Genomic DNA, 14,854 nt, shown 5'->3' with positions numbered 1-14,854 from the left:
GCAGCTTGTCCGCGGGATCTATGGAGACTATGAATAAACCACGACACATCGGCATTGTAAGATGAATTGTCAACACACCCTAACTAAATGACCAACTCAACAACTCTTTTTAGCGATTTTTTTATAGGTTTTCATTGGAGATGGGAAATAATATGCTTGCTCGTTATGCCGTTATGGGAAACCCCATTCATCATAGTTTATCCCCTATTATTCATGAGACATTTGCTAAACAGACAAATCGAGCGTTGGTTTATGAACGAATTTTGATTGATGAATCTAAATTTGAGCAGCAAGTGCAAGACTTTTTTAGAATGGGAGGTAAAGGATTAAATATTACGCTGCCTTGTAAACAGCGTGCTTTTGCAATGAGCGCAGAATTCACTCAACGTTGTTTCGAAGCAGGCGCAGCCAATACGTTATGGATGCAGCATGGGAAGCTCTATGCGGATAATACCGATGGTGTTGGTTTGTTGCGTGATCTTGCGCATTCTATAGATATACGCGGTCACTCTGTTTTGGTGATTGGTGCTGGAGGGGCGGCGCGCGGTATTCTAGCGCCCTTGCTTTCAATGCAGCCGGCTCGATTAACGGTCGTTAATCGTACGCTTGAAAAAGCCATGGCATTGCAAAAACAGTTTATGCACGTCGATTGTTGCGGGTTTTCTGAGCTGACTGAATCCTATGATGTTATTATCAATGCAACTTCTTCTAGCCTGCAATGTCGAGATCTGCCAATACCTCCTGTGGTAATGAAGAAGCAACCCTTTTGCTATGATTTGGCTTATCGGTTAAAAGAAGCAACACCTTTTGTTGCCTGGGCAAGGCAGAAAGGGTGTAGGGCCACTGATGGTTTGGGTATGCTGGTTGAGCAAGCTGCAGAAGCATTTTTCATTTGGCATGGGGTCATGCCAGAGGCTTTATCTGTTCTTAATGATTTACGTACGTCAGGCGAAAAACGTTTGGATTGTCGCTTCTGATGCCAGGGTATCCTGATAACCCAAATCAATCAATTCGCAGGTAAATTCCTTCTCAAAAAGCAAGAAGCTTAATAAATCTCCAGAATGGCTTTGGGCTCCTAAAACATTCAGTAAAAAACGTAATAACCCTGGCATTGCCTGATATTGTGCTTGCGCCATGGCAGCAATATCGACGCTGGGACGTAAATGCAATGTTTCAATGGGTCTCCATGGTGAGTGACGTTTTTTCCACATAGACAAGAGCTGAGCAATGTCATTCATGCGGTTAACCATTTCAATATCACGGTCAAGATTATCAAGAAAAAGACCATTTAACATATTCCCAAGGATATGGGCAAATCCTATATCTCCATTGCGCAGTTTTTCTGGATTCATGAAGACAGGCAATTGGCGGGTACCTAATATCAGAATTTTTTCAACGTTAAAACGTACAGCACCACGTAAAGGCGAAACCAACCCCATACTACCATCACCATAATGAAAACCATTAATTTTAACCGTCGGGAAGAAAAGGGGTAGAGCACTTGAGGCTAGGATATATTCCATATCCATTTCTACCCGTTGACTGATATGACGAGGATAGTGCCAGTCATCAAAAGGTTGATTATGTTGATAAAAAGAAATCGTTTGCTGTGTCTCATAACAATTACTGATGACTTCCATGGTTTCCAAATGACCATTGGTGATGTTGGTTTTGATATCAGTAAAGTTAATGTGTTTATTGATAAAATCATGCAGAGGCGTCGTATCCAGCAAATGTCCGCTCTGCCGCTGCTTAATGATCAAATGGCTGATGTTGCGGACAACGGATTTACCTAATTCATAATTACTGGTATTAAAAATGTTCTGACAGCGGATTTCACGCCATAATGTCTCCAGCTTTTCAATGCCTGCTGGAAAATCATCAGCATGTTGCGCGAGGATCGAGGCATTAATACTGCCAATGCTCACGCCGCTTACCATCTCAAAAGGCAGGGTTTTTACCTGTAAAATATGGGCTATGGCTTTTAGTACACCGGCTTGATAAGCACCACGTGCCCCACCGCCAGCCAAATAAAGCGCTTTCTTTGCCATAGTAATTCATTGGTTAGTTAAACGATATGGAAAAATATAGCAGGACTTATGAAAAACCCCAATTGCTTTATTAAAAAGTTTGAATTTTATGTTATTCAATAACATCAGATTTTCTTATATATTAATTTTTTTCAAAGTAGGAACACAACGTGAATAAGATACGTTCAGAAGAACAGCAGCAGGTACTGTTGCAACAATTGCTACATATGCAAAAACCCGTCAGTTTTAAACCAACAGCGCCAAAACAACGTTCCGTAATCACAGCGGGCTTGAAGCGGATGCCTGTGGTAGCAGAAATAGGCCATCATGTTGCTGAGAGTGGCATTGAGGTCACTCATTTTAGTGAGCTTGAAGGGGCATTTACTCATGCCGAACATGCGGCAAAGTCATTGTCAAACGGGTTTCATCTGGCTGCTCTGGCTTTTGGCATTATTAATTTTGTGCGCATACCGGCTATTTATCTTTTCTCTTGGATGCTGGGAGAAACCATTCCTGTTTCATTATCCAAGAATGTTCGTTGGCTTTATTCTTCCATCTTAGTTGGCTTGGCCGTCACGGCGCTAGCAGCTCCTGTCGCTGCTGTGCCCATTGCATTAGCTGGAGCACTCCTGGGATTGGGCGCAAGTTTGCTTGGGTTGGGGCGTTTTACTATCGCAAAATGCAGTTGCGAGAAGAATTGGAAAACATTACACATGAAATAGCTGAAAAAGAACAGGCGCTTGCTGCTTTGCAGAAGGAAGCACTAGATAAAGAACGCCATTTGCGTCAGGCTTTTGATGCGGGTGAAGATGAAACTATTAAGCAACTGCATATGGATGTGATGTTGATGCAGCAGGAGTTTGATGAACTCAAGATCAAATTACAGCAACTGCATGATAACCAATCTGTATTGGAGAAAAAGCAGCTTAAACGGGGCACGCTTGGTTTTGTAGATAGAATACTTGGTGTAGGATTGGCTTCTCTGGCAGTGATTGGTGTTGCTCTTTCATTATTTTTTCCACCAGTCGGAGCGGGTATTTTGGCAATCAGTGCGATGGCAGGAAGTGTCTACGTCTTAGGCCGAATTACTTATCCTTTAATTAAAAAATGGCTCGGAACGGGCGAACCATTACAATCCACGTCAGCAAAAGACGATCGTATCCCAGCTGCAAATACAGATGAATCGCTTTCTTTTGAAGAAAAAATCAATCGCTCTGAGGCAATGCAGGACAATGTCACTGAGATTGAGAGAGTCCACGAATCTACCGCGGATCTCATACAACAGTTAGGGCTTGCTGCTATTGAAGAAAAGCTTAAGCCTGAGCACCTGGCGAGTCATGAAGATAAGAAATCGTCACGAGCAGATTTAAAAAATAGAATATCTTCCTTCTCTATAAAGGAAGAGGAGGAAGAAGACAGCCGGGAAGGTGAGTCTGTTCATTTATAAGCAGGAAATACGGTGGGCAGTTGTGCTCTGTCCTAAAGTATTATAAGTTAAATCATTGCCTTCATCACATGAGGGAAATGTCATGCTTTCTTTGCTTCGTGGCCAGCCGCGTGCGTTTTATATGATTTTCATGCTGGAAATATGGGAGCGGTTTGGTTATTACACAGTTCAAGGAATTCTTACCCTTTATTTCATTCGTTTTTTAGGCTTTGATGATCAAACTGCCTATTATACGTTTGGGGCTTTTTCTGCCCTGGTCTATGGCATGGTTGCTGTTGGCGGTTATCTGGGTGACAAAGTGCTTGGTACAAAACGAACAATTGTGCTTGGCTTAATTACCTTAGCTGCCGGTTATCTGGCATTGGCTTTGGTCGATCGGCAACGGGTTTTTTTGGCATTAGGCTTAATTTGCGTCGGCAATGGTTTGTTTAAAGCGAATCCCTCAAACTTGTTGGCTAAATGTTACGATGAGCAAGATCATCGATTGCATGGTGGTTTTACGTTGTATTATATGGCCGTTAATATTGGTTCTACGGCAGCGTTATTTATTGGTCCAGCGCTATCCACAAAGTATGGTTATTCTTATGCTTATCTGGCTAGCTTTTTGGGATTATTATTAGGTCTTGCCAATTATTGGTTTCAACGCCAGCATATTGCCCATATAAAGATTCCGGCAGACAGCAAGCCTATTCCTCTTTGGCAATGGAATATTGTCATCATTGGTATCGCGGCAGCAACCCAAGCGTCGGCCTATTTATTGCAGCATGTTATGATCGCCCAAGATATCGTATGGGGAATCATCCTTCTGGTGGTGGCAACCTATTTTATATACATGCATCGGGAACAAAAGAAGGTCGCTTTACGTATGGTTCTGGCGTTCATTCTTATGCTGGAAGCAGTGGTTTTTTTGTGCTTTATCAACAAATGCCGACCTCTCTTAATTTGTTTGCTGTGAATAATGTTCATGCTTATTTGTTTGGTATGCCTATTGATCCGCAAAGTTTTCAAGCCTTAAATCCCATCTGGATCATTGGCCTTAGTCCGGTACTCGCTATGTTTTATGAAATGCTTCACCGTCGCGGCATTTCTTTTCCAATTCCTTATAAATTTGCTTTAGGCATGACATGCTGTGGATTAAGTTTTAGCATTTTGTATCTTGCCCGTTTTAGCCATGATGATGCAGGGATTGTGTCTTATTGGTGGTTGGTAGGAAGCTATTTTTTACAAAGTCTTGGTGAATTACTGGTGTCTGCCTTAGGGGTGGCTATGGTTGCAGAATTAGTTCCTAGACAAATTGCTGGATTTGTTATGGGCATGTGGTTTCTGACTTCCGCTGTGGCTGGGTTTATTGGCGCTTATGTAGCTTCTTTTTCAGCACTTCCCGAGAACGTACACCCAGGGGTTGAATCCTTAATGATTTATACTCAGCTGTTTGCCTATATTGGGCTTATTACCTTAGCCATTGCGCTGCTATTATGGTTGATTTCCCCCTACTTAACTCGCCTTATGAGTCAATAACTCATTTTTTAATCGGATTAAAATTTTTGCTAATCAATCATCAAGAACGTAGCAAACGTGCAAGTTATCCCTGTAATTAAGGTTCAGTTAATAAATTTTATTTAAAATAAAACATACTGCTTAATTTTTTTGATATTTTTAACCATTCAAGTTGAAATATAATGAAGCCAATTACCTTCAGCAAACGCTCAAAAGAATTAATTAATCAACTTCATCTCTTGATTGATGATCCTTTATTGAATGAGTGGCAGTCTGTAGATACGATTGATTTTAAAGCGCTGGTGACTTGGCTTAAGCAACAACGCACGCATGACAAAAATTCCCGTTTCTTGCTTGAGTCTTTACGAGCTTCGTTATTAACGGATTTAAACGATTCTTTTTTAACGGAAGAAGAAAAAGAAAATAAAAAGAAAAATCGACACCTTGGTATCGCAAAGCGCAGTTTGGATTATTGGCTTTTGCCGGTACCGCTTTAGCCGTATGTGAAGGATTTGATGGTATTACTTCGGTATTGGGATTATTTAGCAGTGTACCGGTTTATGCTGTTTTTGCGGCAGGAATTGCTTTTTCGATATTGTCTGTTGTTGTTTTCTATGGATTTGATTTAGTTGAAATTTCCAAAAATCTTGGTGTGAAATTGCGTCATTCCCCAGCGTTACTTGATGTATTGCTTGACCAAATCCAGCAAATTAAAGAATTACGCAAAAAAATCGATGCTCGATATGCCACTGCAAACAATCTCGAAGAATTGCAAACCATGCGAGACATGCTTGCCATGCTGGCAATACGTTATCAAGCGTTGGATGATGCGCGGGAGTCTTATAAGAAGGCGCTCCATAACCCTTATTTAAATGCGTTGAAAACGTCAATGGCGCTTACAACGGGAGTATTATTTTTTGGTGGTGGTTTTTTTGCCGGTCAGTCTTTGGCAATGGTTACCATTGCGACGTTATTTGGCGCGTCGGTGACAGCTACGTTTTGGCCAGTTGTTCTTGTGAGTGTAGCGATTGGTTTGGCAGCGTTCAGTATTTATTGGTTTGTTGAGCGTCCGGGACTTGAAAATCTGGTAGGTCGTTGGTTTGGCTTGGACAAAGACAAGATTGATCTTCTAGCAGACGAAGAAATTGTTCAAAAACAACAAGAAAAATTAACAATGCTGGACAGTAAAATTGCTGCCCGACTTGAATCACAACAACAGTTGACAACCATGCATCAAACGGTAGAGCGGCTGGAGAAAACAACGCAAGTTCTACAATTTCGCAGTCAGCCAGCGGAATCTCGCGAACATGATGAGGTTGGCATTGGTAGGAGTCGCTATAGTTTTCTTAAGCACTCACGTTCGGAAGGTGATTTAAGTTCATTAACTGCTGCCCAAGATCCAACCCCTGTCGGGTTATCAAATGTTTAAGGCTGTCGCTTATACTGCCTATATTGAATGGCATATAAACCAATAACCCTTTTCCTGCTGAATAATCAGGATTTAAGGATAAATAGTATTCTATTAAAGGATTTTCATCCAATCTTGTTATCGATGGATGTTTTGCGCGAGGTAGTCCACTAATGAGCATAGGATGTTCCGCACAAGAAGACCAATGATAACATCGTTTTAATTCATGAATGAGTTTTAACGTGGTTTCAGGTACTAAAACTTGAGGCTTTGGAGAAATATTGCGATGAAGTCTGGATAAAAATAAATATTTCTCGGGAGATGTAATGCAGGGAATACACACGAGTTCTTTTTCTGGATGAACTAATTTATATTTCATTATTTCCGTTAAGCACAATCGTGCAGAGGCAAAATTAAGATTATAAATTGGATTATTGCATGAGTAAGCGGAGCAGATGAGCACTGTGTTCTCGCCATTTTGTATATGAACTTGATGTACCCGAGTATAGCCGGCAATTTCCTTTGCCTTGTTATAAAAAGAATTAGTTGGCCGATTTGTTGAGGTTGTAGTATCTGTTCGATGAAGGAATTCTGTTCAAAATCATAATGTTGTTTTGTAAACTCTACTAATGCATGAATGAGTGACTTGGGAATAATATTGCTGTTGCCGTCAATAGGAATGGTTTTTGCCTGAATAGAAGATAGGTAACCCACTTTTTCCTCCCTGAGAATGTTGATAAATAGCCCTTAAGGGTAGCCTCCTTGCCATTTGCTCTGACGAAACGTTAAAAACCATGCCGTAGAGATAATTACTTGTAATGTATAGATGAGCTGGGAAAAATGTCAAATGCCTAAAATATTTTTGACAAAAGGAATGGTAATTTTACGTTGGGCAATGAGCGAAGCTTCATCCAGGCGGTTGAGCAAAATGAGTAAATCATGCATATTACGCGCACAGCGATTTAGTAAAAATCGACCAACACTGCTCGGCAAATCAAAGCCACGTTTATTAGCACGTATTCTTAATGTTTTGATTTTATCTTCATCATTTAATTCATTAAGTTGAATGACTAATCCCCATCCTAGGCGTGAACGAAGGTCGGCAAGATGCAATGGAAGTTTTGCTGGAGAGGTTTTACCAGTCATAATCAAGATTGTCTCATCATTATCTCTAGCTCGATTGTAAAGATGAAACACCGCTTCTTCCCAAGCCTTATCGGCTGCAATAGCATCAATGTCATCAATGCCAATTAGGGTTTGTCCTCCAATTCCATCGATGACCTGAGGCCCCCATTGTTGCAAACTATGCAACGGAAGATAAATCGCTGAATCAGAAGAATTTACGGCCTGACAGCAGGCTTGCAAAAGATGAGATTTCCCGCTTCCTGAATTGCCCCAGAGGTAAAGCATGCGTTCGCCGCAACCATTAAGAATGTTTTGCAGCTGTTGATGCAGCATGACATTATTGTTCCAGCAGAAGTCTGCAAGAGTCGCTTCATCGTTGAGCTGAATGGCTAATGCTAATTGTTGATTCATTGGACCTAAGGACTGCTTGAGCACGCTTTTTTTCCCCAAGTCCATACATAATCAATAAAACTTCCTGCAGTCGTTAAGGCTGTGAATATAATGAGTGTTTCGATAAGGTATGGAATGAATTTAACAAAAGCAAGTTCAAACAAACATAAGGTAACTAGCGTTAATTGCAGCACGGTATTAAGCTTACTTATCCGTGTTGGGGCAAAATCAAGTTTTCGCTGAATAAACCAATACCAGGCAATTACCCCTAATGAAATGGTTATATCGCGCAAAAAGACCAATAAAACCAGCCACCATGGCAATTGTCCGAGGAGCGCTAATGAGATAAAGCTGGATGCTATCAATAATTTGTCGGCCAAGGGATCAATAAAAGAGCCGAAGGTGCTTTGCCAATGAAAATGTCTGGCCAGCCAACCATCCAGACCATCGGTGACGCCGGCAAGAAAAAACGTATAAAAAGCACAACTGTATTCTTGCTGATATAGAAACACCAAAAATGGTATTATTAACAGCAACCGAGAAATGGTCAGTGTATTAGGTAGGTGTTTTAAAATCATGGGCTTAATCGATCATTTATAATCTCCCGCTTCTGGACTGTCTTGTAGAGGAGTACAGTTACCAACAGATTTTCCGGCAGCAGGCCAGGCGGTGCAATTAAGTTTATACAATAGTATGGCGGCTGTCACGCATTGGCATAATCATCTGCAATCTATATAAAACCGTTCAATCTGCTTGAGCTTCTGCAGCACGTTGATTAATAATTAAAACCTGAGTTTGGGAGGAGAAGAGCAACTTGCTTTTTCCTGGGCAAGTTTCCTCTCTTGCTCATCGTCATCCGTGATGATTTTCCAAGCAACGTTGTCTTTATCCATCATAATATCTATAAATTGACTGCCTGTTGTTTTAAAAGGATGAATGGAACAAGTAAAAGTGCTGGACAGCATAAAATACTCTTCACACGCTGGTTTGACAAACTCAATTAATGCCCGAACTTCCTGTTCTGTCCCTGAAATTAATAATTTTCCGGTGTCATCCACTTGACGTCTTTCTCCTCCTACGATGATGAGCTTATTAAGGGTCAGCGTCCTATCAGGTTTATTACCCAGCTGTTTTCTGGCATTTTGTTCAATATCGGCTATCAATTCGAAAATATCATCCATGGCCGAGTCTTCACTGCCATCAAAATCGGAAGAGAATCCTGGCCAATGATGCATCCCAATGAAAGGAGCGGTTTGATCTTGTCCATAGAACATCAAACATAAGCACGTTGAAACGCCTGAAGTTTTTAGGGTTTCATCACCATCTTTAATAAGTTGGAAGCAGCATTCATCCATTTCAACCAGTATAGCGGGCATAATATTAATTCCGTTAAAAAAGAGCTTAACCTAGTGTAAGCGATGTTCGTTCTTCTTCCTTTAGCCTATATAAATCATCATAAGAACGTGTTTTACGTAAGCGTTTTGCCAAAGGAACAGTGAAATCCGATGTATGTTCTACCAAAAAGCGTGACGGATATTCTTCTTGCTGGGACTGCGGCTTTAAGCTGCGCAACATTTTTACAGGGCTGCTTTCGTCAGAGTCCAGGATAGCTTGTTGGCGTATGGCTATTTCTTTTTCTTTCTTGGCTAACGCTGCTTCACGTCTTGCTAGTTCTACCTCATGTTGATCTAGATGCTGCCTTTTTTGTTTTAACTTGACGAAACTACTTTGATTCGCAGGGTCAAGTTCTACATGATAAGTTGTTTCAATATGTTGGAGCTTTTTTTGCAATTGCTGGGCTTGTTGCTCGTAAATTGCGTCTAATACGGATTTTTTAGCCAGCGAAATTAAAGAAATAAAAGCGATACAACCTATCATGATAATAAGATTGGGCGGAAAAAAAGACCATATGCCAATGGCAATGGTGGTTAATACGGCTGCTGTAAACTTAATCCATACGGATTTCATCGAGCGTTTGTGTAGATTTTTAGCACGTTCATATTCTGCCAGCTGTTCCCAGCTCCGTTCATATTCGTCTGGAGTTTTAAGTGTTTTTAATGCGTGTCGAGTTTTGAAAAAGTCATACACGCTCTTAAATACATCAATGCTGGAGCTTAAAACAAACAGGACTGCGGCAGGCAGCATCATGGCACCGCCAGCTGTATAAGAAAGAAAATAGGCAGTTATATTTAAGCTGGCGGTTAATGTCTTGAAGAATAAAGAATTTAATTTATGAGAGGCGGTTGTTGTTCCATTGGAAAACGTATTATACCAACTAAAGAGCAAGCCAAGCCCATTATAAACCATACCAAGCAAGGGAATATTTTTTAATAAAGAGAATGTTTTCCCACACCAGTCAATGACAAAAGGAAACGAGCGGCTTAACCAATTGGTGAAGGCATCAAAATATTTTTTATTGAAATAAAAGAAAACACCAATACCGGCACTCAAAAAGGCACCTATGGTAAAAATAAGGGCCCAATTACGTTTGGGAGTGGTGTTTTCTATCAATCTTAGCAAATAGCCGACATGATGATAGCCATCATGATAAAGATTACTTAGTAATTCATACAGGTTTTCTGACTTTTGTAAGACTTTTTCATATTCACCCGCTTTGCTGCCAGGCGTTGCTTTTTTTATGTTCAGGCTGTTTAAAATAGCAAGAACGAAGGGATCATCTTTTGATTTTAATTCAATGGCCTTATATAATGTTTTGCATCCGGTTTTTAGTTCTTCGCATTCCGTTTCAAGACGCACACGAACGACGCGAAGAGGTTCCCCCTGCAGGTAATTTAAAATAATAGCTTTTAAATTATCGGACTCATCGCGACTAAGTACAATCATGTTTTATCATTCAACAATAAAAACAACAGGCAATTTTAACAAAAAAGCACAAAAAAACACGTTAACCTAATGGATTAATCGGTGACGTTTTCTCGATAGATGATGGCTGTATTACCGATTAATTGTATGAGTTCAGCGTGCAATTGCTTGCATAATTCTATGGCAATTATCTGACGCTCACTTTTTTCAATTCCATTAATCTTGACTTTAATTAATTCATGAGCAAGTAATGCCACATTTGTTTCTTCGATGACTGGTAAAGTCAGTCCTTTAGCACCCATTAAAACGACGGGTTTTAAATGATGCGCTTTGGCTTTTAATGATTGTTTTAACGAGGTATCCACAATAGTAGTCCAACAATAATAAGCGTTATTTCGGAACAAGAGAATCAGAAGATGCAGTCTGATTTTCAGCTGAAGTAATAAAAATGGTAAATTATTGCACGTTTTGCTGGGAAAAGATAGCATTTTTCAGTATCATATAGGTTAACTCATTAGATTACAGATGACATGCCCCGTTCCAAAAGTAGTAAAAGGTGGTTACAGGAACACTTTGATGATGTTTATGTAAAACAAGCACAGGCAGAAGGATATCGCAGCAGAGCGGTATACAAACTTAAGGAGATTGATGAACGGGAACATTTGTTCAACCCGGAGATGACGGTTGTTGATCTTGGCGCGGCTCCAGGCGGTTGGACTCAATACGTGGCTGAAAAGCTAGGTGGACGAGGCACTATCATTGCACTTGATTTATTACCTATGGAAGAACTACCCGGCGTAACATTCATTTCTGGGGATTTTCGTGAGGAAACTGTGTTGCAGCAATTAATGGCCGTCGTTCCAGAACACGGTGTTGATGTTGTGTTATCCGATATGGCGCCTAATATGAGTGGTATGGTTGCTGTAGATATTCCACGAGCCATGTATCTTGCCGAACTTGCCTTTGATTTCAGCAGTCGCATGCTTAAGCCCGGCGGGATATTATTGATGAAAATGTTTCATGGGTCTGGTTTTGATGAGCTGGTCAAGCAAGTCCGATTGCAGTTTAAACGGGTGGTTATTCGTAAACCATTGGCGTCAAGAGCCCGTTCACGTGAAACCTATTTGCTAGCTAAGGACTATAATTTATAGTAACGTTATTCTTAAGTCGTAGAAATACGTCATAAAAGAGGTTAATGCTTTGAACGACATGGTAAAAAATTTATTTTTGTGGCTGATTATTGCTATTGTGCTGGTGTCTGTGTTCAGTAATTTTGGACCACGCCATGCGTCCACCGAGAAAATTGCATACAGCCAGTTCCTAAAAGAAATTGATCAGGGCATGATTAATTCAGTCACGGTAGAAGATAATAAAGTGATTAAAGGGGTGACTAAAAATAATCATCGTTTTGTCACTTATATGCCCGTCCAAGATAATGCCCTACTTGGAGAATTGCTAAAAAATAACGTCGAAGTTAGTGGCCAGGAAAAACAACAAGAAAGCTTTTTGCTGCATTTATTCATTAATTGGTTCCCAATGTTGCTGTTAATTGGCGTCTGGGTCTTTTTCATGCGGCAAATGCAAGGCGGGGGTGGACGTGGTGCCATGTCATTTGGGCGTTCACGAGCACGCCTTTTGGGCGAAGACCAAGTGAAAGTCACCTTTGCTGACGTGGCTGGTGTGGATGAAGCAAAAGAAGAAGTTAAAGAATTGGTCGATTTTCTGCGAGATCCCACTAAATTTCAGAAACTTGGCGGTCGTATTCCTCGGGGCGTATTGCTGGTAGGATCTCCGGGAACAGGTAAAACATTGCTTGCGAGAGCCGTGGCTGGCGAGGCAAAAGTTCCATTTTTTACCATATCCGGTTCAGATTTTGTGGAAATGTTTGTTGGTGTTGGTGCTTCACGTGTTCGTGATATGTTTGAACAGGCAAAAAAACAGGCGCCATGCATTATTTTTATAGATGAAATTGATGCTGTGGGACGCCATCGGGGCGCAGGTCTTGGTGGTGGTCATGATGAGCGTGAACAAACATTAAACCAGTTATTAGTAGAAATGGATGGCTTTGAGGGTAATGAGGGCGTTATCGTCATTGCTGCGACAAACCGTCCTGATGTGCTTGATCCGGCCTTATTGCGTCCGGGCCGTTTTGATCGCCAAGTTGTTGTGCCGTTGCCCGATATTCGTGGTCGTGAGCAAATTTTAAAGGTTCATTTAAGCAAAGTGCCTATTGAAGGTAATGTGCAAATTATGCCAATAGCGAGAGGAACCCCGGGTTTTTCAGGTGCCGATCTTGCTAACCTCGTGAATGAAGCTGCTTTATTTGCGGCTCGTGCCAATAAACGCAAAGTTGGCATGCTTGAATTGGATAAGGCAAAAGACAAAATCATGATGGGTGCTGAGCGGCGTTCCATGGTGATGGATGAGAATGAGAAAAAACTCACCGCATACCATGAAGCTGGACATGCCATTGTGGGTTTGCTTGTTCCCGAACATGACCCTGTTTATAAAGTCACTATCATTCCTCGTGGCCGTGCGTTGGGTGTTACCATGTTTTTACCGGAAATGGATCGCTACAGTCATAGCAAACGACGCTTGGAAAGTCAGCTAGCCAGTCTTTTTGGCGGTCGTGTGGCCGAAGAGTTAATTTTTGGTGAAGACAGTGTGACCACGGGTGCCTCAAATGATATTACACGCGCCACAGAAATCGCGCGTAAGATGGTGACTAGTTGGGGATTGTCAAGTCTTGGCCCCCTCACATTTGGCCAGGAAGAAGGTGAAGTTTTTTTGGGGCGTACAGTTAGTCAAAATAAAGAAATTTCAGATAGAACGGCACAACAAATTGATGAGGAAGTTCGTACCATCATCGATCGCAATTATCAGCGAGCCAAATCATTACTCACTGCAAATATGGAAAAATTGCATATCATGGCAGAAGGTTTAATTAAGTATGAAACGATTGATGCCAAACAAATTAATGAAATTATGTCCGGTAAAACTCCATCTCCTCCCGATGATTGGGAAGTGCTTAAGGTGTTAGAGAAAAATAAAGAGCCTCTTAGTGATGCGTCGGTGGATGATTCTTCAAAATCAGATGATCAACACTCAAAAGATGATCCTGCCAGTAGTGAACATTACAATTAGATTAGGGGAATACTCATTTTTTCCATAAAAATGAGTTAAAAGGTGAGTATCCCTTTTTTCCAGTAACGAGAATTTTGTGAATAGTCAACAGTTTGAACAATGGTGCCGAGGCCAGGTTCATCTTCCTGCCGCGCCTGCGTATCTACATAAGCCATTAATCATGGCTATCTTGAATGTTACTCCGGACTCTTTTTCTGACGGTGGCCAATTTATAGGTACAAACCAGGCCTTTCGGCACGCGATGACTATGATAGAACAAGGTGCAGATATCATTGACATTGGAGGAGAGTCTTCAAGGCCTGGGGCAGAGGCTATTTCCGAGGATGAAGAACTAGCCCGTGTTATTCCGGTGATTGAGCGAATACGCGCTGAAAGTGATGTGTGCATTTCTATTGATACCTGCAAGGCAACCGTGATGAGGGAGGCTGTTTTAACAGGGGCATCGCTCATCAATGATATTACGGCGCTAAGAGGCATCAATGCATTGACAACAGCTGTCCGTCTTAAAGTTCCTGTTTGTTTGATGCATATGCATGGGACACCAAAATCCATGCAACATGCTCCCGTCTATCATCAGCCTATCCTTGCAGAAATCAATGAATTTTTTCAACAACGTATTGATGCTTGTCTTCAGGCCGGTATGGCGCGTGAGCATATCTTATTGGATCCAGGGTTTGGTTTTGGCAAATCAGTGCAGCATAATATGTATTTGATCAAACAATTGTCTGCTTTTCGCAAACACCAACAGCCATTATTGTTGGGAGTTTCAAGAAAAAGTACAATCGGCGCTGTTTTAAATAAACCAATTGCTGAGCGCTTGATAGGAGGGATTGCCATTGCAATAGTTGCAGCTTTGCAAGGAATTTCTATAATCAGAACTCATGATGTGGAAGAGACCAGGCAAGCATTGGAAATGCTTGATACAATACAAAAAGCTCGTGAATAATGGCATTCTGCTAGCAAAAAATAATTTTTTGGCTGTGTAAACAT

Annotated in this window: 15 protein-coding genes and 1 pseudogene; 9 read left to right on the top strand and 7 right to left on the bottom strand. The window is 41.1% G+C overall.

The genetic code is table 11. From position 1 onward, the window contains the following. The first annotated feature begins 152 nt into the window (after positions 1 to 152). Positions 153 to 977, top strand: coding sequence for a shikimate dehydrogenase (gene aroE / locus LOA_RS12305; protein WP_025386598.1), 825 nt, complete (start codon positions 153 to 155; stop codon positions 975 to 977). Here the strand turns inward: aroE and LOA_RS12300 are convergent. Then, entirely contained in the window at positions 945 to 2,051 is a 1,107-nt protein-coding gene (locus LOA_RS12300; protein ID WP_025386597.1) for a patatin-like phospholipase family protein, read from the bottom strand. The genes aroE and LOA_RS12300 overlap by 33 nt on opposite strands. A 149-nt stretch (positions 2,052 to 2,200) precedes the next feature. On the opposite strand from LOA_RS12300, the gene LOA_RS12295 reads away from it, so the two are divergent. The 5 genes and pseudogenes from LOA_RS12295 (at position 2,201) to LOA_RS12280 (ending at position 6,403) form a co-directional block, all read left to right on the top strand. Further along, complete coding sequence (locus LOA_RS12295; RefSeq protein ID WP_025386596.1) at positions 2,201 to 2,752, top strand: hypothetical protein; 552 nt, start codon at positions 2,201 to 2,203, stop codon at positions 2,750 to 2,752. Beyond that, on the top strand, positions 2,728 to 3,477 hold the full coding sequence (locus LOA_RS12290; RefSeq protein ID WP_158423058.1) for a hypothetical protein: 750 nt from the start codon (positions 2,728 to 2,730) through the stop codon (positions 3,475 to 3,477). Before LOA_RS12295 ends, LOA_RS12290 begins: the two co-directional genes overlap by 25 nt. An 82-nt stretch (positions 3,478 to 3,559) precedes the next feature. Then, positions 3,560 to 4,995: pseudogene (locus LOA_RS16320) on the top strand (oligopeptide:H+ symporter). A gap of 161 nt (positions 4,996 to 5,156) precedes the next feature. Next, entirely contained in the window at positions 5,157 to 5,471 is a 315-nt protein-coding gene (locus LOA_RS13905) for a hypothetical protein (protein WP_052335953.1), read from the top strand. Then, on the top strand, positions 5,447 to 6,403 hold the full coding sequence (locus LOA_RS12280) for a TraB/GumN family protein (protein WP_052335952.1): 957 nt from the start codon (positions 5,447 to 5,449) through the stop codon (positions 6,401 to 6,403). The genes LOA_RS13905 and LOA_RS12280 overlap by 25 nt, the downstream gene beginning before the upstream one ends. Here LOA_RS12280 and LOA_RS14565 read toward each other — a convergent pair. From LOA_RS14565 to LOA_RS12250, 6 genes are all read right to left on the bottom strand, one after another. Then, a complete protein-coding gene (locus tag LOA_RS14565; protein WP_148294908.1) occupies positions 6,321 to 6,761 on the bottom strand; it encodes a hypothetical protein in 441 nt (146 codons plus the stop codon). The genes LOA_RS12280 and LOA_RS14565 overlap by 83 nt on opposite strands. Before the next feature lie 464 nt (positions 6,762 to 7,225). After that, positions 7,226 to 7,918, bottom strand: coding sequence for a DnaA regulatory inactivator Hda (gene hda / locus LOA_RS12270; protein ID WP_025386593.1), 693 nt, complete (start codon positions 7,916 to 7,918; stop codon positions 7,226 to 7,228). A gap of 5 nt (positions 7,919 to 7,923) precedes the next feature. Further along, positions 7,924 to 8,475, bottom strand: coding sequence for a CDP-alcohol phosphatidyltransferase family protein (locus LOA_RS12265; protein WP_025386592.1), 552 nt, complete (start codon positions 8,473 to 8,475; stop codon positions 7,924 to 7,926). A 204-nt stretch (positions 8,476 to 8,679) separates the two neighbouring features. Beyond that, positions 8,680 to 9,273 (bottom strand): hypothetical protein, encoded by a 594-nt coding sequence (locus LOA_RS12260; RefSeq protein WP_025386591.1) that lies wholly within the window; start codon positions 9,271 to 9,273, stop codon positions 8,680 to 8,682. Positions 9,274 to 9,298: 25 nt separating this feature from the next. Further along, a complete protein-coding gene (locus LOA_RS12255) occupies positions 9,299 to 10,741 on the bottom strand; it encodes a hypothetical protein (protein ID WP_025386590.1) in 1,443 nt (480 codons plus the stop codon). 74 nt (positions 10,742 to 10,815) lie between these two features. After that, on the bottom strand, positions 10,816 to 11,085 hold the full coding sequence (locus LOA_RS12250) for a YhbY family RNA-binding protein (RefSeq protein WP_025386589.1): 270 nt from the start codon (positions 11,083 to 11,085) through the stop codon (positions 10,816 to 10,818). 165 nt (positions 11,086 to 11,250) lie between these two features. Between LOA_RS12250 and rlmE the strand changes: the two genes are divergently transcribed. The 3 genes from rlmE (at position 11,251) to folP (ending at position 14,810) form a co-directional block, all read left to right on the top strand. Then, on the top strand, positions 11,251 to 11,871 hold the full coding sequence (gene rlmE, locus LOA_RS12245; RefSeq protein ID WP_025386588.1) for a 23S rRNA (uridine(2552)-2'-O)-methyltransferase RlmE: 621 nt from the start codon (positions 11,251 to 11,253) through the stop codon (positions 11,869 to 11,871). Between the two features lie 58 nt (positions 11,872 to 11,929). After that, a complete protein-coding gene (ftsH, locus tag LOA_RS12240; RefSeq protein WP_035895734.1) occupies positions 11,930 to 13,864 on the top strand; it encodes an ATP-dependent zinc metalloprotease FtsH in 1,935 nt (644 codons plus the stop codon). Between the two features lie 76 nt (positions 13,865 to 13,940). Further along, positions 13,941 to 14,810: a dihydropteroate synthase gene (gene folP / locus LOA_RS12235; protein ID WP_025386586.1), complete on the top strand. Its 870-nt coding sequence runs from the start codon at positions 13,941 to 13,943 to the stop codon at positions 14,808 to 14,810. Positions 14,811 to 14,854: the final 44 nt, after the last annotated feature.

The organism is Legionella oakridgensis ATCC 33761 = DSM 21215 (assembly GCF_000512355.1).
GTDB classification, from domain to species: Bacteria; Pseudomonadota; Gammaproteobacteria; order Legionellales; family Legionellaceae; genus Legionella_A; species Legionella_A oakridgensis.
Note: the sequence above shows the minus strand (reverse complement) of the source record. Positions and strands in the feature narration are given on the sequence as shown.

Coding starts and splice junctions, on each gene's coding strand:
- aroE (WP_025386598.1), top strand. CDS start 153: ATGCTTGCTCGTTATGCCGTTATGGGAAACCCCATTCATCATAGTTTA.
- LOA_RS12300 (WP_025386597.1), bottom strand. CDS start 2,051: ATGGCAAAGAAAGCGCTTTATTTGGCTGGCGGTGGGGCACGTGGTGCT.
- LOA_RS13905 (WP_052335953.1), top strand. CDS start 5,157: ATGAAGCCAATTACCTTCAGCAAACGCTCAAAAGAATTAATTAATCAA.
- LOA_RS14565 (WP_148294908.1), bottom strand. CDS start 6,761: ATGAAATATAAATTAGTTCATCCAGAAAAAGAACTCGTGTGTATTCCC.
- hda (WP_025386593.1), bottom strand. CDS start 7,918: ATGAATCAACAATTAGCATTAGCCATTCAGCTCAACGATGAAGCGACT.
- LOA_RS12265 (WP_025386592.1), bottom strand. CDS start 8,475: ATGATTTTAAAACACCTACCTAATACACTGACCATTTCTCGGTTGCTG.
- LOA_RS12260 (WP_025386591.1), bottom strand. CDS start 9,273: ATGCCCGCTATACTGGTTGAAATGGATGAATGCTGCTTCCAACTTATT.
- LOA_RS12255 (WP_025386590.1), bottom strand. CDS start 10,741: ATGATTGTACTTAGTCGCGATGAGTCCGATAATTTAAAAGCTATTATT.
- rlmE (WP_025386588.1), top strand. CDS start 11,251: ATGCCCCGTTCCAAAAGTAGTAAAAGGTGGTTACAGGAACACTTTGAT.
- ftsH (WP_035895734.1), top strand. CDS start 11,930: ATGGTAAAAAATTTATTTTTGTGGCTGATTATTGCTATTGTGCTGGTG.